This window comes from Solibacillus sp. FSL H8-0523 (assembly GCF_038051985.1).
Lineage (GTDB): Bacteria > Bacillota > Bacilli > Bacillales_A > Planococcaceae > Solibacillus.
On sequence record NZ_CP150291.1, the window covers coordinates 2,190,085 to 2,209,427 of the forward strand.

The 19,343-nt window shown below is 39.0% G+C and carries 17 protein-coding genes and 1 riboswitch; of the genes, 4 read left to right on the forward strand and 13 right to left on the reverse strand.

The window, feature by feature from the left end; translation table 11 throughout:
* Positions 1-178: 178 nt before the first annotated feature.
* The 6 genes from metA to NSQ62_RS10900 form a co-directional block, all read right to left on the reverse strand.
* Positions 179-1,120: a homoserine O-succinyltransferase gene (gene metA / locus NSQ62_RS10875; protein WP_341320164.1), complete on the reverse strand. Its 942-nt coding sequence runs from the start codon at positions 1,118-1,120 to the stop codon at positions 179-181.
* 89 nt (positions 1,121-1,209) lie between these two features.
* Positions 1,210-1,317: riboswitch (SAM riboswitch) on the reverse strand.
* Between the two features lie 57 nt (positions 1,318-1,374).
* Positions 1,375-2,115, reverse strand: a complete 741-nt coding sequence (locus NSQ62_RS10880) for a nucleoside-diphosphate sugar epimerase (protein ID WP_341320165.1) — start codon at positions 2,113-2,115, stop codon at positions 1,375-1,377.
* Positions 2,116-2,126: 11 nt separating this feature from the next.
* Complete coding sequence (locus tag NSQ62_RS10885; protein ID WP_341320166.1) at positions 2,127-5,873, reverse strand: AAA domain-containing protein; 3,747 nt, start codon at positions 5,871-5,873, stop codon at positions 2,127-2,129.
* A gap of 102 nt (positions 5,874-5,975) precedes the next feature.
* Entirely contained in the window at positions 5,976-6,401 is a 426-nt protein-coding gene (locus tag NSQ62_RS10890; RefSeq protein ID WP_341320167.1) for a thioesterase family protein, read from the reverse strand.
* A 352-nt stretch (positions 6,402-6,753) separates the two neighbouring features.
* Positions 6,754-7,224 carry a hypothetical protein gene (locus NSQ62_RS10895; RefSeq protein WP_341320168.1) on the reverse strand — a complete coding sequence of 157 codons (471 nt, stop codon included), beginning with the start codon at positions 7,222-7,224 and terminating at the stop codon, positions 6,754-6,756.
* Positions 7,225-7,249: 25 nt separating this feature from the next.
* Positions 7,250-7,798 carry a hypothetical protein gene (locus tag NSQ62_RS10900; RefSeq protein ID WP_341320169.1) on the reverse strand — a complete coding sequence of 183 codons (549 nt, stop codon included), beginning with the start codon at positions 7,796-7,798 and terminating at the stop codon, positions 7,250-7,252.
* Between the two features lie 412 nt (positions 7,799-8,210).
* Between NSQ62_RS10900 and NSQ62_RS10905 the strand changes: the two genes are divergently transcribed.
* Positions 8,211-8,711 carry a sigma-70 family RNA polymerase sigma factor gene (locus tag NSQ62_RS10905; RefSeq protein WP_341320170.1) on the forward strand — a complete coding sequence of 167 codons (501 nt, stop codon included), beginning with the start codon at positions 8,211-8,213 and terminating at the stop codon, positions 8,709-8,711.
* Positions 8,708-9,967 (forward strand): DUF4179 domain-containing protein, encoded by a 1,260-nt coding sequence (locus NSQ62_RS10910; protein WP_341320171.1) that lies wholly within the window; start codon positions 8,708-8,710, stop codon positions 9,965-9,967. Before NSQ62_RS10905 ends, NSQ62_RS10910 begins: the two co-directional genes overlap by 4 nt.
* 108 nt (positions 9,968-10,075) lie before the next feature.
* On the opposite strand, the gene NSQ62_RS10915 is transcribed toward NSQ62_RS10910, so the two are convergent.
* The 4 genes from NSQ62_RS10915 to NSQ62_RS10930 all read right to left on the reverse strand — a co-directional run bounded on the left by NSQ62_RS10915 (position 10,076) and on the right by NSQ62_RS10930 (position 13,124).
* Positions 10,076-10,600, reverse strand: coding sequence for a ClbS/DfsB family four-helix bundle protein (locus NSQ62_RS10915; protein WP_341320172.1), 525 nt, complete (start codon positions 10,598-10,600; stop codon positions 10,076-10,078).
* A gap of 49 nt (positions 10,601-10,649) precedes the next feature.
* Positions 10,650-11,042 carry a YxiJ family protein gene (locus NSQ62_RS10920; RefSeq protein ID WP_341320173.1) on the reverse strand — a complete coding sequence of 131 codons (393 nt, stop codon included), beginning with the start codon at positions 11,040-11,042 and terminating at the stop codon, positions 10,650-10,652.
* A gap of 255 nt (positions 11,043-11,297) precedes the next feature.
* Positions 11,298-12,230 (reverse strand): DNA/RNA non-specific endonuclease, encoded by a 933-nt coding sequence (locus tag NSQ62_RS10925; RefSeq protein WP_341320174.1) that lies wholly within the window; start codon positions 12,228-12,230, stop codon positions 11,298-11,300.
* A gap of 279 nt (positions 12,231-12,509) precedes the next feature.
* Positions 12,510-13,124 (reverse strand): PH domain-containing protein, encoded by a 615-nt coding sequence (locus tag NSQ62_RS10930; RefSeq protein WP_341320175.1) that lies wholly within the window; start codon positions 13,122-13,124, stop codon positions 12,510-12,512.
* Between the two features lie 375 nt (positions 13,125-13,499).
* Here NSQ62_RS10930 and NSQ62_RS10935 point away from each other — a divergent pair, with 375 nt between their 5' ends.
* Positions 13,500-15,230, forward strand: a complete 1,731-nt coding sequence (locus NSQ62_RS10935) for a S41 family peptidase (RefSeq protein ID WP_341320176.1) — start codon at positions 13,500-13,502, stop codon at positions 15,228-15,230.
* A 187-nt stretch (positions 15,231-15,417) separates the two neighbouring features.
* On the forward strand, positions 15,418-15,561 hold the full coding sequence (locus tag NSQ62_RS10940; protein ID WP_341320177.1) for a YjcZ family sporulation protein: 144 nt from the start codon (positions 15,418-15,420) through the stop codon (positions 15,559-15,561).
* 173 nt (positions 15,562-15,734) lie between these two features.
* Here NSQ62_RS10940 and epsC read toward each other — a convergent pair whose 3' ends face one another.
* From epsC to NSQ62_RS10955, 3 genes are all read right to left on the reverse strand, one after another.
* A complete protein-coding gene (epsC, locus tag NSQ62_RS10945) occupies positions 15,735-16,664 on the reverse strand; it encodes a serine O-acetyltransferase EpsC (protein WP_341320178.1) in 930 nt (309 codons plus the stop codon).
* 194 nt (positions 16,665-16,858) lie between these two features.
* Positions 16,859-18,568: an ABC transporter ATP-binding protein gene (locus tag NSQ62_RS10950; RefSeq protein WP_341320179.1), complete on the reverse strand. Its 1,710-nt coding sequence runs from the start codon at positions 18,566-18,568 to the stop codon at positions 16,859-16,861.
* The gene (locus tag NSQ62_RS10955; RefSeq protein ID WP_341320180.1) at positions 18,549-19,322 is read right to left on the reverse strand and encodes a MerR family transcriptional regulator; all 774 of its coding nucleotides are present in this window, start codon (positions 19,320-19,322) and stop codon (positions 18,549-18,551) included. Before NSQ62_RS10955 ends, NSQ62_RS10950 begins: the two co-directional genes overlap by 20 nt.
* Positions 19,323-19,343: the final 21 nt, after the last annotated feature.

Genomic DNA, 19,343 nt, shown 5'->3' on the forward strand with positions numbered 1-19,343 from the left:
GGAAATTATAGATTCTCGCATTGTAGATAACTTTATATAAAATTTATCCTACGTCTAGGCTAATGCGCCAGCCCCTCGAGCTTTTCGATCCCGCCGTCGAAAGTGATGAAGCGTTTACTTTCTAGTCGGGTCCTCCAAAGCTGGTCGGGGCTTAAAGGGCACTTTAGCGCTTTTGTTCTTAAATATGAAACTCAATCGTCTCATCAACATAATGCCAATCATATGGTGTTTCTTGGTATACATAGTAGTTCAACCAGTTGTAGAACAATAAATGCGAATGAGCACGCCAAATATTTTTCGGCGTTTTTCCTGGATCATTATCTGGGAAGTAGTTAATCGGTAGCTCTGTATTTTCAGGGTCCTTTTCGAGATCACGGAAATATTCGTCAGACAGCGTTGTCGCATCATACTCGAGATGACCTGTAATCATAATGTGCTTGTTATTTTTCGACTGTGCGATAAATACACCTGCCTCATCTGAATAGCTCAGTAAGCGTAAATCTGGATGCGCACGTACTTCGTCTATCGACACCGATGTATGGCGTGAATGCGGTGCTACGTATTCATCACTAAAGCCGCGCACTAAATCCACCGTTAAATCGGTAATGACATGCGAATACACACCGGAGCATTTTTTCGGCAATTCAAATTTCCCGATGCCAAAGTGATGATAAAGTGCAGCTTGCGCACCCCAACAAATATACATAATCGAGGTAACATTTTTGTCGGCCCAGTCCATGATTTTTGTGATTTCTTGCCAATAACCAACGTCTTCAAATTCCATTTTTTCAACAGGTGCACCGGTAATAATAAGTCCATCATAGCGGCGGTGCTGCACTTCATCAAATGTTTGATAGAACGTATCTAAATGTGATTTTGATACATTTTTTGATTCGTATGAAGCTGTATTTAAAAATGTAACATCTACTTGAAGAGGTGTATTCCCTAGTAATCGTAATAACTGTAGCTCCGTTTTCTCTTTTTCCGGCATTAAGTTAAATACTAAAATGTTTAGTGGTCGGATTTGCTGTGTTTTCGCGCGGTCCTCTTCCATCACGAAAATTTTCTCTTTTTTAAGTAGCTCGCCAGCCGGTAAACTTTTTGGAATATTAATTGGCATCGCTGTGTTCCCCCTAATTGTTCTTCAATTTATCCAAATCAAAAAGCCTCACATTTCCAGCGTAAACAGAAATGAGAGGCTTTTACCCGAACTTATCTGCCAAGGATTGCTCCTTGCTGGAATTAGCACCTTTCTAACTAAGTTAGAGGTTGCTGAAACATCGCCGGGCCAAGTCCCTCCGTTTCTCTTGATAAGACTATTAAATTTTTATTAGTGTAACACGCGTGTGTGAATTTTGCAATAATTCTCACAAATTATTTATTTTTCTCCATTTCAAACAACGATGCTTCTAGCTTTGAATCCCAAGCCCCTGTGAGTGTATTATAAACACGCGCAAATTGGCGATCTTCCTTTGCATTATTCACAATAAAGCAAACAACTGGAACATCATTAATTTGCACAGACTCAGAGCTTACAATACTCGTAATAAATTGTGGTACTTCATCCTCAGCTACTGGCTGCGCCGCTAGTTGTTGCTGGATATAATCAATCAACATAGATTCTTCAATTTCTTTGATGTCCTCTGATTCTACACTCGGAAAGCTCTCAGGGAATTGTTCGAGCTCTTCAAACTGCTCTAAATCCCCGTCTAACAACATTTCATGTACGGGACTATACTGTACAAAATAGCTTGTTTCCTCGAGCTCCTCCTCAAAAATGCCACTTTCGAGTTGTGCCTTCCCTTTAGCTGTTAAGGAGAACGTTTCCTCTTTTTGAATCATGCCAAGGTGCAGCATTTTATTCGTTAAGTCATGAATAAACAACGGCTCTACGAGTAAAATGTCCGCAAGTAGCTCGGCATTTTTAAGTTTTGCTTTGTTGAATGATAAAAGCATCATTTTCATTAAAATATCCATCGCGTTACGCATCACTGGATGATATTTTACTTCAAGCGTGTGCACGGGGATGGCATAATTCATTTGCTTTTCAATCGAGATGCCATCTTGCTGTAAAATTTGCTGCTGTAAGCTTTCTGTTAAGCGTTGTAAATCCATCAGTATCTCCTTTATACGGCAAAGTATCCGTCTTGCTGTTTCACGGTTTCGAGGACATGGCCATACATGTTGCGTACATTCTCATGTTTCGGACGCTTTGTGAACATGTCACTGCTGCCAATCATGATCAGTAGTTCACGTGCACGCGACAACGCAACATTTAGACGTCGATAATCCTTCGCAAAGCCGATATCGCCGCGCTCATTGTCATGATTACGCACCATACTTACCATAATGACGTCCATCTCCATCCCTTGGAATTTATCGACGGAACCCGTGCGGATGTGGAGGTGCGGCACATGTAATTCCTGCTCAATCAAACGGTTAATCCGCTTCACCTGCTCGGCATAAAACGAAATGACCCCAACTGATTTTTGTGCATCTTCCGCGATGAGTCCATCAGCTTTTGCCTGTGCCGTGGCATCGTTCATCTCAATCAATTGTTCTTTAATTTGCGCAAGTTCGGCCTCGTTAAATAAACTTGAGCCTTCCTTCATACGCTGTTCAAAGTTTACTTTGTCATTTTTAATATCAAGCCACATTAAATGACGTTTGCGTGTAATTTTCGATGTTGTTAAGTAATGGTCACGCACCGCATCGGAATCCTCTAGACCGCACGCAAGACGCTCGGTTTCCTGCTCATAAAACGGCGTGATTGTCTGCATAATGTTCTCGTGCATACGGTATTGCAGCGCGAGCATCGTTTTATTTTGCGCAGGTAAGTTATGATAAAGTCGCTCAAATAGCGATTCTTCGAGTAATTTTTCAAGCTCACGTTTTTGTTCAAACGTAGTACTTTCCTTCACGACTTGTTCAAGTGTTTCCTCAAAGGTTGCATCTCCAACGAGCGGGGGCAGCTGGTGATGATCCCCAACAAGAATAATTTTCGCACCTTTTAGCATTGGTAATAACAGTTCTGGTGGCGTCGCTTTTGATACCTCATCAATGATCACGACGTCAAACGTTGGATAGTTGTCCATAAATTCTTTATTTGCTGATGCGACACACGTTGTACCGATTACGTTCGCATGCTTAACATATAATTTCCGAATTTCATCTAAGTCATGTGCGTTCGCGTCTTTTAGTAGACCGTGCCACTCGTTTTGTAGCTCGGCCGTTACTGGTAACAGGTCGATTTTGACTTGCAGTGTGGCAATCTCGGCTTGTAAACGCTCGATTTCTGCATTGACTTCAATAATCGCTTGTTCAGGGTTCATCTTCGTTAATTGCTCAAGTTCTGTGCGACGTTTTTCAAGCTGTACGCCTTCACTATTAATTTCTTTAAAGCGTGCTGTTAATTCATCAACGGTTGTTGTACCAAGTGTGATTTGCTCGTTTAACAGGGTTAGCTCTTGGGACTTTTTCTCAAACTGACTGTCTACCTTTTCACGGTTTTGGCGCTGTGTTTCGATTTTCATTTGCTCTAACTCGTTTGTTGCGATGGCTTCTTGTAATTCAGAAAGCGGTTGCGTGATTTCAAGTGAATCATCTAAGCGCTGTTGCAGGGCTTGCATTTGATTCGTATATGTTGCGGCCTCTGTTTGTAGCTTTGTGATTAAATCCACTTTCACATCATTTTGCTCTTTAAATTGTAAAATGATTTCTTCTTTTAACTTCTCAAAAATGAGCATCGTTTCTCGTATAGCGTCCATATACTTTGCGTTTAGCTGCTCTAGATATTGCATACGCAGATGAATGCCCTGAATCGAGCGCACACCGTTTTGCGCATTCACTTTACGCTCGGCAAAGGCGCGGCTTAGCTTTGTTAAAAATTCTTGGACTTCCTCGAGTGAATACTTATGATTCATCGGTAGCTCCTCGGCATTCACATGGATAGCGAGCGCGGTTTCACTGTATTTAAGTGCTTTTTCGAGGCGCTCCTTCACCTCTTTAATCGGCTTATACTGCTCCATTTGAGGCTGGATTCGGTCAAGCGCGGTAAGGAGACGATCCATCGCATAATTGCGGCGAATATCATATTGCTGCATGAAGTCTTCGATTTGATAGACCTTTTTAAGTGACGTGATTTTGTCAATTAACGGATTGACATCGGATGTTTCATTGGCACGCTGGATTTTTGCTTCAACTGCTTGCTTTCGTGCATTAAATTGCTCGAATTGTGTGCGGAGCTGGCTTTGTTCGATATGCAGCTTTACTGTCGTTTCTTCTGTTTTCAGCTGTTGTTCTTTTTCTTCTAGAGCTTCAAGCGTTAAACTTTCTTCGCGCTGCTGCTCAAAGCTTGCGACTGCTTGTGCCACCGTCTCTTGTGTTTGCTTAAGTTGTTCGAGCTTTTGTTCATTGTCTTCAAGCTCTTTTTTACATTCCGACAGTTGTTTTTTTAACGTATTGATTTTTTCCGCTAGTACATGAAGCTCAGCTTTTGCGGCTTCTTTTTCTTTGATTTGTAATTCAAGTTGGAGCTGCTTTTCTTCAAGCGCTGTAATTTCGGCAGTTGCGACATCAATTTCAGCTGTTAGTAGCTGTTCTTTTTCGGTATGAAGCGAAATTTCATGGCCAATCGCTTCAAACGTCTGCTGTTGCCAATAGCTTGCGACGTTTTCCTCAATGAATTTTTTACCCTCTTCTTCAATGCTCTCTGTACGTCCATACCGCAAGATGCGAATATCTTTGTTTGATAATAGGCGACTGAGTGCATTGTCGACCGCTAAGTTGGACTGCGAGGCAACCAGAGTTTTAAGACCCGATTTTGCGTTTTGATAGCAAATTTCCGAAATAACCGTCGTTTTCCCGGTACCGGGTGGGCCTTGGATGACGTACAGGTCCTCTGCACTCATCGCACCTTCAACAGCCTGCTGTTGATAAGGGTTTAAACGATTATGAAAGTCGAGTGCTACTCCAGCTTTTCGCTCTGCAATCTTTGGCTTGTCTTCAAAAAGGATCGTTTCTAAATTGGCATTGGCCGCTAAGCCTTCTTTTAAGCGTTCAAAGCCCTTTAATAAGCGCTTTAGCTGTGATTTTGTCGCCGCATTTGAAAATTCGATGTCCTCGGATTGAAACTCCAGATTATTACGTCGTGCAAGATTGCTGAAATATGGTTTTAATGCGATTTCTACGGTGTTTTCATTCCGACGAACCTTCGCCACATCGCCGATTTCCTGAATATGCCCTCGTAATCGTGCACTCAAGCCTTCTAGCTGCTTCCACTGTTTTTTATCTAGATTCGAAATGCGGAATACCGCGTGGCTAAAGTCGGCATCATAGGTCACAGATGAAAAACGCGCATGAATGTCTTCGATGTCCGCGTTTTTATTAAGTACCTTCAAGTAGCCTTCCCAGCTTGAAATTCGCTTATTTACATAGTCAAAGCGTTCCTGCGCAATCGGTAGTTCATCAAGTGCTTGTAAGAACGCTTCGTTATATGTATGGCCGCTTATACGGGATGCTACAAAATGCAGCTTCATTGTTGCGCGGCGGTTTGTGACAACCGGTGTACCTTTACCGCGTGTACGGAAGCTTTTCGCGACAAGTCCGTTTTTCTTATCAAACACGCAGTCCATAATGACCACGCGCTCGTCAAATTTGTTTTTTAATTTTAAGTTTTTTTCATTATCGAAATAAAGTGTCACATGAAACTGTTCATCTTCCACTGAAACCTTTTCAATCGCAACAATGAAATATTGCTGTAAATTAAAAAAGGCGTGTTCATCTGAAACATGCTCCTTCATCGCTTCACGCGCGGTATTCGTAAGTAAAATGTGACATCTCGTTTGCACAGTTGCGATCGCTTTTGGCGCCATGAACACAACCTCCTTGTTGTTTAGTCATAACGTTCATTATATCAACTTTCGCGCGTTCAAGAAAGCAAAAATGCCCTGTTTACATGAAACAGAGCATTCGGATTAATTTTGGTTTTTTGCTGCTTCCGCATATTTCGCATCCCAGGCCGGGTCCACTTTTTTCAATGATACCGGACGGAAGTTTTCTTTTTTTACTAAAATATGAATCGACTTCGCTGTCACTGCAACCGTGCCGTCTTCATGTAAAATCTCATAGCCATATGTAGTACGTAATTTTGTGTGCTCTTCAATCCAAGTGCGCACCGTTGCTGTTTGCCCGTAACGCATCGCAGCCTTGTACTGAATCGAAAAATCCATAACCGGCGATAAATAGCCAGCTTCCTCTAGCTCAGCATAGTTAAAGCCTAGATCCTTTACAATTTGCGTACGCCCAAGCTCTGCCCAAATTAAATAATTTGCATGGTACACAACACCCATTTGATCGGTTTCGGCGTAGCGGATTTCTACTTGTGTTTCTGAAATAAACATTGATTTCACCTCTAAAGACATTATAGCGCTAAAATTGTTTGGCGGTAAGGGCAATTTCATTATAAACAGGCGCATAGCTACATATATTAATGTCTTTGGTTTATTCTCACGGAAATTATCGTTATTCGAAAAAATCCCAAGTTTAACGCATGCCGTTGATCATGTAGCACAACTACAATTACTGAAAACCCTCTTTTTAGCTCAAATTAAAGCTTAAAAAATGTACGTGATGAAGTTCTCTTTTGAAGATGTTCATTTTTGATAATGTAATATATCATACACAGAAAAAAATGAGCCTTTGTCTTATATGACATGGCTCATTTTTCATTTATCTAAATTTACCTAATAACACTTATTCCTCAATAACATCAATTAAGTCCGTATAAATGGCAACAAAATAGGTTTCTAATAACCCTCTTAACGTATCATTCATGTTATAATACTCGGCTGTTGCTTTTTCATTGATCCCATAAAATGCATCTTCCTCAATTTCATCATTTTCTAGGGCATTGTACAAGCTCCACAACTTTTTGCAATACTGTTTCTCAATCCTTGCATAATCGTGCGCACCGATTTCTTCCAAGATTCCAGATAGTTTATTCAAATAGTTATCAATTCCCAGCTCGTTAATTTCCCGTTCATACCATCTAAATAAACTTTCGTGACCGCCACTTTCCATTTCAGAATAGTAGTGATAGACAATTACTGCTTGATTTAACGGATTCTCTTCGGGTGATAAATGCGCCTCACTTAATACCATCATGACAGCATTGACGATATCGTTTTTAGTCATTAACTCTTTTCTTTTCATTTTTGATTTCATAGCAGACACTCCCATTCAGCTTTCACTATTTAACTGTAGAATAAATTAGCTCCCCAGTGTCAGAAAATGCTCTAATATTAATCGGCATAACAAGCTTTCCGCTTGATTTAGCGAAGAAAAAATGCGCTTCGCCTGTATGAATGATCAAAGCCTCTTTAAAAGAATTTTTCTCAGTTTCTACTTCTATTTTCTTTATAGTTGGATTCAAAATTTGCCCGAAGTAGTACGAATATTTGTCTTCATTTGAACGTCCACTCCACGTAAATTCCTTATCTTGTGGTGCAGGATAAGACGTAGATGCCAATGTCCGTTCCTTACCAAGCTCATCTTTTATTTTCCAAAACCCCAACCAATTTTGTTCTAATCTAGCAATCATTATTGAATGCGTATTTTTAAAAATAGTTAACCATTCCCCGTCTATTTCGCTTACTAAATACACTTCTTCGGTTGCTGGTGACCAGTTTTTTGTTGCGTTCAATATGGCATCTTTAGTGGGCGATTGCTGGTGATTATAAAATAGAAACCCCGTCAAACCTATCGCAATTAAGGCGAGCCAAAGCAAATTTTTTTTCATTGTTTCTTCTCCCTTCTAACTAAGGTTCCATAGCTCTATACGCCCTAAGTTTTATAGTTAAAATTAGAATAAAATCCAATATAATGAATTATACAGTCTACTTGATGGAACTGCAAAACCCCCTAAATCAAACCAAATGGAAATGTCCGAATAGTTTAGTCGGCTTCATTACATTTGGTAGAGCATAGAAGAAGCAGAACATTGCATGGAAATTTACAAAAACGAGTGTAATAGCATGACGGAAGATGAAGATGAAGATTCAAATGCTAGATGAATGCTTACCAAAACGGCACTGGCAACTGGCGTGCAAAAGAAGCGGACGGAAAGCATAAATATGTTTTCTAAATAATATAAAAATTTTTTGAACGAAATGAAGAAACGCTGCGTCTAATGAAGGAAGGAGGCGAAATGGATGGAATTTGAAATCGTGCAGCGTGCAATTCGTGGGGATCATCAAGCGATACTTTCACTTATTGAAATGGATGAAGATATTTTATATCGCATGGCTTTTACATATATGAAAAATGAACAAGACTCTTTAGACGTAATGCAGGAGCTTATTTACAAGGCACTTAAAAAAATGCATACCGTTCAACAGCACGAATATGCCAGAACATGGCTCGTGCGCGTCTTAATCAATTGTTGTAAAGACCATTTACGAAAACGCCAACCAACAGTTCCAATTGAGGAACATCACCTATCTGAATGGGTCATCTATTCAGATATGGAGAGATTATTGGAACATTTGTCCTTGTCGGAGCAGCAACTTATCTATATGAAATATTTTCAGCAACTAAAAAACAAAGAAATTGCTGAGCTAAATCAAATCCCTGAGGGTACTGTAAAGTCTAAGCTTCATCACATACTAAAGAAGCTTAGAAACTTCGCTAGAGAAAAGGAGGACTGGCTATGAGTAAACTACCGATTGACGTCCCAAAGGAGAAACTCCAACAAGTTCGAATGGATACTTTACGTAGAGTTCAGCGAGAAAAAAGAACAACGAAGCGCATTGTTTCGATATCGATTGTCTCTTTGTTTTGCCTAAGCCTATTATTTTCAATTCGCGTTTCTCCTACTATTGCTAGTCATGTCGCAAAAATACCCGGCTTTCATGCACTTGTATCAGCTGTTGCAATCGATAATGGGATAAAGGACATTGTTGACAATGAATACTATGAAGAGATTAATGTGATGAAGTCAAAAAATGGCCTATCGCTCACATTGCAAGGCGTGATTGCAGATCATTCGGGATTTGTACTTTTCTATGACGCCGATGCCTCATTTGATATCTCGAAATTAAACTTGGAGGAAGTTCAATTGTTCCAAGGGGACGATGAAATGGAATGCGGCTGTACATTTGTCATAAATGCAGATAATCAAACACACATTTCTTCTTTAGTAGAATATAATTTTTCAGAGCCGGTAGCTTATACTTCAAAGGATTTTAAAGCTGTTTTTCATTTTAATGAAAAAGATAAGGGAAATATTGAAATTAAGATACCATTTACACTACAAAATGAACTTGCAAAGGAAAAAATCATTACTGTGAATCGTACTATAAATGTCGATGGTCAGAAATTTACGATTACGCAAATTCGCCGTTCTCCATTAAAAGTTGCACTCGATATTGAAGTAGACGAAGAAAATACAATGCAAATTTTATCGCTAGATGATATTGCAGTCATGACGGAAAGTGGTGAGCGGAGAGATAGTATTATAAATGGCATTTCAACACACGGAAATATTCGCGACGGCAAATATACGCTATATTTGCAAAGTAATTATTTCGATGATCCAGAGTCGCTCACGATTATAATTGGAGCTGTTCAAGCTGTTCCAAAGGGAGAGGATTTTATCGAAGTTGATTTTGGTGCAGAAGAAGTAATCGCGAAACCCCACTATTTCGATTGGGACATTACCGTAAAGCAACAAGGTGTATCAGTTGCAGTAGATAAAGGGGATAATCAAGGTAGACTGTTAATGCTACATGATGCTGTAAAAGAAGATGGTACGACGTTAGAACATACAGGTTCCTTGGTTTCACGAGATGAGCAGTACGTAGTTGAGACGACACAATTTCAAGATTATGATGGCAAAGCAAAAATATTTTTAAACTATTACTTCAATCCTATTGGAAAAAATATAGAACTGAATATTCCATTGCAATAAAGCACAGAAGCTAATTTTGCTAGCCAAAGGAAAATATTTTTCTTTGGCTGTAACCTGAAATTCGCCAACATACAAGCACTACTTTCATATTGAATCGATGTTCAAGTTTCATCCCTCAACATCTGATTCTATTATCTTTTTTTCAATCGCCGTGCATTTTTGGATCGCCCAGTTGTAATGATCCACTGTGTTTGCAGCAAAATAACTATACAGATTACTTGTTTTTGTCCACTTGTACATTTTTTTCGTCATGATCTCATCATATGTATGCATTTCAATTAATTTCACTATACGCTGATGGCTTAGTTTTACTCGTTTCATCGCTTGAGTTAACGTTACATCTTGATAATTAATCCAAATTTGGTAATTTAATTTTTGTAACGTGCGCCATTGATAACCTGGTGCGGGCATAGAAGGCGTATCACCACTCATCCCTTCTTTATACCATCTTTCAAGCATCGCATGCCATTCGTATAGATGCATTAGTACGTCGCGAAAGTTTCTATCACGCGATTCTATTTCTACGGTAAGTTTTCGTTTGCGTGTTGGAACGCTATCAATAATTGTGAAAATTTGTTCAAAGCTTTCCTGAATTTCTGCTAAAAAATGCTCCTTAGAATGAATTGTCGTCATCGTTCGTCTCCTTGTCTATCATATAATAAAAGCAATTTTTAAATTTTGGCTAATAAAGTTCACAGTCTTTCGGCAACACGATCAACTGCTGTAAAAGTAATTTCCGCGCATGCTCAAAGGTTTGATATTCCTGAAAAAAATAAGGATAGTGCTCTATTTGGCCCTCTAGAAATTCATATTGGTCATAGAATTCAAAAAAGGATTTAAACAGCATGTCAAATTGTCCTTGGGGAATTTCGTCTTCTGCATCCATCGATACATAGCTAAGCGTTCCAGCGATATTGGCACAGTAATAACGAAAATCTTCATAAAAGTCCACATCACCAGGAAGATTTAAAAATTCTATTCTAAAATCTACCTCTATTTTTTGAATGTCCCGAGTTGGAAACGGCCTTTTTAACTCGGGTTCAATTGTGATTAATTGTTGAAAAATCTTATCCATCGTTTCCTCCCTCTCCAAGTAAAGCAAGTCTCCTAAAATCCTTTCAAAATATGGACTTAACGAGCAATTAATATGGATGAGATTACCTTAAAATCCTATATAATGAATTATACAGTCTGTATGGTGGACCTGCAAAGCGCCTTAAATGGAAAAATGAAATGGAATTTGTCAAAATAGTGGAGGGACATCATTGAAATCTTTTGCAAAAAAGACTCGATTATATTAACCGAGTCCTTTTCGTGTATTGCATGTATGTTATTCACCAACTAAGCCGTCATTATCCGCATCGTGCATAAATGGATATAGCCAGTGGTCACGCGTAATTGGCATACTATAACCAGCCACTTTTGCTTCTTTAATCGTTACCTGTCCATTTCCATTTGTATCGACACTTGCTAGGTCGCCACCTGCATTTGATTTAGCAGGTTTATTCGAAGAACTTGTTGTTAAGCCTTTTGATTTGTTGACTTCGTCTGGATTGACATTATCATAGCTATCGACAACTCGATTGCCTTTGATTGTATAGCTATACTGATAATGTGATGGGATTTGTGTTTTAGTGTCCGGATAAGAAATAATGGCTTCAAAATTCATCGCGCCTTTAGCATTACGAATGGCGTCCTCCATATATGCTTGGTCACCATGTCGGTTCAGCGTACTATCTTGAGGCGTAATGTTATAGGCATTCGACACACCACCTAATGAATCTGCAATAACATGCCCCTCATCTAAGGTAGAGCTTTCTACGCCAGGCACCTTCGCCTCATCTCTGAAATATCGCCCTGTCGATAATACGGGTTCATTACGATCATCTTGTAAAATGATTTCGTCCGCAATGACACGTACCAGTTGGCCGTATTCGTTCGTAAAGGCCCAATACTCTCGGTCGCCGAATCCAATGTCAACGACTACATTTGCCTTGCGGTAACCTGATAAATCCCCACCATCGACTTCGATTAATTTGTAGCCATCAAATTGCTCTTTGTGATTTGTTGCTGGTGTTTCTTTCACAGAATTTTCGACTTCTTCTGAAGAAGGTGCTTCTTGTGCCGTTGTCTGCGTACTATTGTCTACCACTGTTTCTAGTGGTTCTGCCACCGTTTCTAACATGTCTTCATCGACTGCTACTTCGGTACATCCAGCCAGAAAAATAACGGTAAAAAGCAAAAGTAAATAATTTGTTTTCATATAAAATGCTCCTAAAATCTCGTTTGATTGTTCATGAATAACAGCGCCTATCGATCAGGTTCGTTATGAATCAACTTCTATTAGTATATACATTGTTAGTCGATTACAGGTTCCAATCGCAAGAAAGGCATTTTTTCTTACATGAACCATGAAAATCAACCGAAAATGAAGCGCGTTTCACATGGTTTAACCGTCAAAAGAAAAATGCAGAAACACTAAAATCTCAGTGCTTCTGCATATTTTACTTAGCGACGCGAAGGAATGCTACCCCGCGCCAATTTAGTTATTAATATATTTTTCAAAAACCTCGCCAAAATCTTTTCGTTTGTATTCGTCTTTATTGGCCTCTAACCATCCAGCCGCAAAGCGTGTAATGTCTTCAAACGACTGCGCGGGCGTTGCATTTTGGCTGCTCGTGCGGCCAAGTGCCTGCGCGGCAAGTGTTAGCCCTTCTTTTGCGTAATCCAATTTCGTCGCATTCGATTTTTGCTCCAGTGAAATTGCGTGTAATGCTTTGTATAAATCTTTAATTTCATTAATAAAGCGTTTATGAATGTCGATTGACTGTGGTACGTTATTTATCGTGAATTTAATTTCAACGTCTAAATCGATTGTCCCTGCTGTTTCAAGCAGCACATCCGAAATGACACTATACTCATAATCATACCGGCGTAGCATCCTTTTTTTGCTCATCGCATTTGCCCCGTCAACATGAATTAATCCTAAATTTGTAAAGCAATATTCGTCGGCCTTCGTTTTAATGAGGAAATAAATCTTTTCACTTTTTTCATTAAAAATAAAATCGTCCGAATCCGTTTTATCAAAATCCTCGCGTGGGACAACAACCCCAATATCTGATAGACCTAGCGCATCTGCCGCCATTTTTTTGAACATACAAATTCCTCCTCCATATCCTATCTAACTTTATTTTGCATTATTTACGGAACTTTGGCAAAATATTTAACAAACCGTTTTGGTTTTTTTCTGGAAAAATAAAAAGGTTTCTGACTCTCTTCCATCGAACTTAGTTATGGTGAAGTTTGTTTGGAGGTTTTGCACTTTATAGAACTAGCAGTACTCAGCATTTTATGGTACATCAATTTATTGCATTATCATCGGCTCAAACTTAGAGAAAATGTTTAAAAAATCCCTTAAAAATGAAGATTTTATAGTAAAATATTGGTTGACAGGCGCATTCACTTTAATGATAACTTCACTTGTTGTAAACATCTTTTCTACTTTATAAAAATTTCTTAACGGAGTGATAGATTGTACACAAAAACTGAAATTTTTAATGATATTGTTTCAATTTTAAATAAAGACTATGCTGGCTACGAAGACAAAAAGAAATATAATCATCCGAAGCGTTATACAGTGACAAACAACATGGATGATGAAAAGTTTACACAAACGATTCAAGAATATTTATATGATTTTAAAGATGGTCACCTGTCTTTTAGAAATAAAAAAAGTAATATTCCTTTTCGAGGCTTTCGCGTACGTCGCTATGAAGACGCGCTATACGTGACAGAAATTTTAGGAGAGCAGCACTTACAAGTTGGCGATAAAATTACTGCGATTAACGGTGACTCGATTAACCTTGCTGCTTCCCGTTACTCTACATATTTACAAGACGACGTATACGAGCGCCAAACGTGGAATAACCTGCTTCCATTTGTCGAACATATTGAATATGAGCGAGATGGTGAACTGTATGAACTCGAGTTATCGCAATATAATCGACCTGCTTATACGCCGGAATATGATTTAAAGCAGCTTGATGAAAACACGGTTTATATTAAGCTAACAGACTTTGGCCAAAGTGAACCGATTCAAAAAATGGTGGAAGAGCATGAAGCACTTTTAAACTCGATTCAAAACATCATATTTGATGTACGGGTCAACTACGGTGGCAACGATCTTTTTTACTTCCCGCTTGTCGGCTATACAGTGAATGAAACGGTACGTGCTTCACAAATTGTCCAGCCCGATGAAGCAATATATACAAACTATACGGCCAACAACTGTGATCTTTGGACTGAATCATTATCAGATTACTTAAAACAGCCACTTGATAAAGCAACTAGAGCTTTTCTTGAGAAGGAAATTGAAAAGTTTAAAACAAATTACGGCATTGGCATGAAAAAAGTAGAAGACAATGAGGATTTTGTTTTTGAGCCTAAAGGAAATGCTCAAAAAGTGTTTATTCTTTCAGATGTAACATGTGGAAGCTCTGGTGAAACATTTATTAAAAACTTAAAGCATTCACCAAAAGTAAAAGTAATTGGCCGTTCTACAATGGGCATTCTTGATTACTTCAATGTCACAACGAAGGATTACGGCAATTATGTATTCGGCTATAGCATTTCAAAAATGTACGAAAAATATCATAACAATGCAACTGGGACATTGCCACATATTCATATTCCTTGGACGCCACAACATTTAGTGGCGGACGTCGATTTAAATTACGTACTAAGTTTATGTGAGAACGCATTACCTGATGAAAGCTTTTCACCAAGAGAATTGATCGATGTCCAGATGGAAATGCAAACATTCGATATGAGTAAATCGGACACGTGGACAGATGAACAATGGGCGATATGGCGCGGTGATGAGTATATGTATGATGAGGTAGGCATTAAGCTTTTACTTCTAGATGATCAAGATTTCTTTATAAAAATTATGGGAATCAGTCATAATGAGATAACCGACGCGATGAACTTTAATTTTGATGTTGTAAATAAGCTCAACCATCCAATTGCTCTTCAATTTGTTGAATGGAAAATAGAAGGAAAAACGTTTGATTTGTCTCACGAGCCTTTCATTATCGTTGATGCAAACAGTGACGTTCCTCGTTTCCGTAAAAACATTATGCGCTCTTATAAAGACGAATGGCAGCATACAGCTATTACGGTTAACATTTTACATGCAAATACTTTTGTATCTATAAGAACATTACAATTCAATATTCAAAAAGTATATATACAAATATTTTAAAAGTACTCCTCCTTCATGCAAAAAATACATGAAGGGGGAGTACTTTTTTTTTGCTCGCTCATTTTTAAATTCATAATCTCTCGCGAATCGACGGATAGCTCAGTAAAATTTCCTCTGTGAATCTCCTTCACATGCCCTACCATTCTTTCTTCTGTTGAATAGGATAACAATGAGAGGGGGTGAGATTATGGGATACGGAGGATATCAAGGCGGCAACTACGGTGGTGACTGTGGTTACGGAGGTAATAGCGGTGGCAGTGGTTCAACATTCGTGTTAATCGTCGTTTTATTTATTTTACTAATTATTGTAGGCGCTACCTTTGCTTACTAAAAGCTAGTCGGCGAGTGCCAGCCGAAATCGTAATTCATTCTAGTAGATCAGGGTCACTTCCCCCTAGTGGCCCTTTTCCCTGTGCACTTTCACTTATATATAAATGAACTGCCACATAGCACCAACAAAAAAACGAGCAACGTATTGTTCATACAACACGTTTACTCGCTCATTTAAATTTCGTAATCTGCTACATATTCTTTACTAATGCTAATATTCGGAGATGGTTGAGAATTATAAACACGTGAATACGGTGGCACGGTATGCGTCAGCCAAATGTTACTCCCAAGCACCGTATCGTGGCCAATCGTCGTTTTCCCGCCTAAAATCGTCGCACCTGCGTAAATCACAACATTGTCCTCGATATTCGGATGACGTTTAATACCTTTAATCGGATTGCCGAATTCATCTAGTGGGAAGCTAAGTGCCCCAAGCGTTACGCCTTGATAAATTTTCACATTCTCTCCAATGGTACACGTTTCCCCAACAACAACCCCTGTGCCGTGGTCAATAAAGAATGAACGGCCAATTGATGCACCTGGGTGAATATCTATGCCCGTTAATTGATGCGCGTATTCAGACATAATACGCGGAATAATCGTCACATCTAATTTATACAGCTCATGTGCAATACGGTGAATAAATACCGCGCGAATCGACGGATAGCTTAGTAAAATTTCCTCTGTTGATGTCGCTGCTGGGTCGCCGTTATACGCCGCTTCGATATCTGATTGAATCATCTCTCGAATTTGAGGGAAATTGTTAATCAGCTGCATGACCACTGACTCCGCCTTTTCACCACATTGCCCATCACAATTATCAAAGTTTTGATAAATTAACACCTTTTCAATAATATCGCGTAAATCCAATGCTGCTCGACGCAGTTTATCATTGACGATCACATGTGTACGCACTTTATCTGAAGTTGCTTGGTCGTACATCGCGGGAAATAAAATTTCATGAAAGCGTTGTAAAATTTCATGGACTTTGTCACGTCCTGTAAAGCCAATTGATTTCTCAATGTCTACGTGCTTTTCGTTATAAGCCATTAATTTATTGGCAATTTGTGAAGTTTCGTTGTTTAACCAATCTTCCATTTTCATATATCTGTTACTCCTTTATGACGTTTTCAAATAAATAGCCCCACTAGCAGGCTAAAGTACCTTTGTCATCATTATACCCTTAGTTGTTTAGAAAGGAATCTTTATTTCAATGTATCTATTGTATTTTTTGATGAAGCGAATGTCTACAGTTAAATTTAGCGTTTCATTTGCGCCTTCTAATATCAAATCGGTTATTACATCTGAATACTGTGCCAAAGCTGTTTATAATAATCATGCTGTTGGATAAGTTCGTCATGTGTGCCCTTACCGGACAATTTTCCGTCTTCAAACACAAGTATTTGATCGGCATTTGTGATTGTTGAAAGTCGGTGTGCTATTACGATTGTAGTACGCCCTTTCATTAGATTTGTTAGCGCTGCTTGTACTTCACGCTCTGATTCGTTATCTAAATTTGAAGTAGCTTCATCCAACAGCAAAATTTGCGGATTCCGTAAAATAGCACGTGCAATTGCTAGTCGCTGTTTTTGACCACCTGAAAGCTTGATTCCATTCTCACCCACCTGAGTATGTAAGCCTTCACTTAGCTGATGAACGAAATCCCAAGCATTTGCTGCGATAAGTGCTTGCTCTAATTGCTCTTCAGTCGCACCAGGATTACCATATAGCAAGTTTTCTCGAATCGTGCCATTCAATAATGGTGCCTCCTGCGAAACATAACCAATTAACCCGCGCCATTTTTTCAAATCAAATGCTTCAATATTGCTATTTCCATATTCAATGGCCCCTGCTGACACATCATAAAAACGTTCGATTAATGAAAACATCGTCGTTTTACCACCGCCGCTCTGACTAACAAATGCGGTCGTTTTTCCAGCTGGAATTGTAAAACTCATATTTTGTAACACTGATTTTTCTCCGTAATTAAATGTCACTTCGTTAAACGTTAACGGCTGTAAAGATTGTGGTAAATCTACCCCTTTAAATTGTTCAATCGGTTCGCCTATAATTTGTTGGATACGCTCTGTTGCACCCAGTGCTTTTTGCAGTGCTGTAAAGAATGTAGCCATTTGTGTAAATGGAATAATGATTTGCACTAAGTAGATCATTATCGCCACAAGCTCACCCGCAGAAATATTTCCTGCTGCAATTTGAGCCCCACCATAGCCAAAGATTAAAATAAGAACGATCATCATAATAAGTGTCATAATCGGTGAGAGGAACGCTAATATTTTCGCTTCCTTCATACCATAGCCGTATAGTGCTTCAATGCTTTTCGCACCTTCTGTATTTTCCTTCCCCTCAGCTTGGGTTGCCTTCACAAGTCGGATATTAGATAAGATACGCCCTAATTGCCCACTAAAGCTAGCGAGCTGATCTTGATTGGCTTTTGAAATTTTATGCATTTTTGCGCCGAGTGGTAGCATCGCTAATATTGCTAATGGAACGGAAACAAGCATAAGGAGCGTCATTTTCCAGTCAATCCACAGTAAAATACCGACCGCACCAATAATCGAGAACATGCCAGTTACAAAGCTTACTAAGTGATCCGTCACAAGCTCTTTTACTATGCTTGTATCCTGTGTAATGCGACTCATCGTATCGCCGGTTTCATGTGAATCGAAGAATGGAATTTTTAAATGTAATACATGCTCCCATAAGTACTTTCGCATATTAGCCACAACACGTTCACCTAGCATGCGCATAAAAAAGTAGGCCATTCCGCTAAAAACAGCTTGCAAAACAAGTGCTGTTACAACAACTACAAGCGTAGTCCATGCAAATTCTTCAAATGAAAAATCATTAATTAAATCCATCGTTAACAGCGGAATCGCTAATCCAATTGCTGTATCAATGATCCCTAATAGCAAAACAAAAACAATCAAGCCTTTTGGAAACTGACTGCGCTTCATAAGCTGCCAAAGTTCAACAAGTTGTTTCTTCATCAAATTCTACCTCCGATACTTGTAAACGCTCCATTTGCGTCGTAACCCATTCCTCTTCTTCTTTCGTAAATGGCGAAGGGAAGAGCAAATCGTCTAGTTGTTCAATGTTCACTTCGGCAAAGGCTTGCGCTATTTCAATTTGAATGTCTTTTGGAATGATGTTTAAAAATCGTTGGAATAAAGCGAACAATTCTTCATCATTCGCCTGCTCCCTATACGCTACTTTTATTGCATAGGCTACTTCAATATACTGGCGGTTTAATTCCACGAGATCAGCCTCTAATAGTTGATACATTTTATCGATGGTCGCTTTTGGTAAAAACGCTGCTAAATATTCACGCTGTTGCTCTTCTGTTAGTAGACTATTTAACACGAGTAAAAAGATTGTTGGTTCGGTGACGTTAATTTTTTCGTGAATTTGTATAGCCGTATCAATGCTAGCAATTACTTTCTCCAGTTGTTGCTTCTTTTGTTGTAAGAGGTGCTTTTGTTGCTGAAGCGAGTCGATTAAAGGTGTTTCCTCCATTAACAATGCTTTAATTTCCTCAATGGTAAAATCTAAATACTTATACGTCACAATTTTTTGCACAGTTAAAATATTCGCATCGTTATACAACCGCTGCCCACCTTCTGATAGTTGTGCAGGCGTTACTAATCCTTTCTCGTCGTAATAGCGAAGCGCTCGAATTGTGAGTCCCGTTTTCTTTGCAAATTGTCCAATTGAATACATTTTCATCACGTCCTTTGTATTCATTATAAAACCTCACGTAACGGT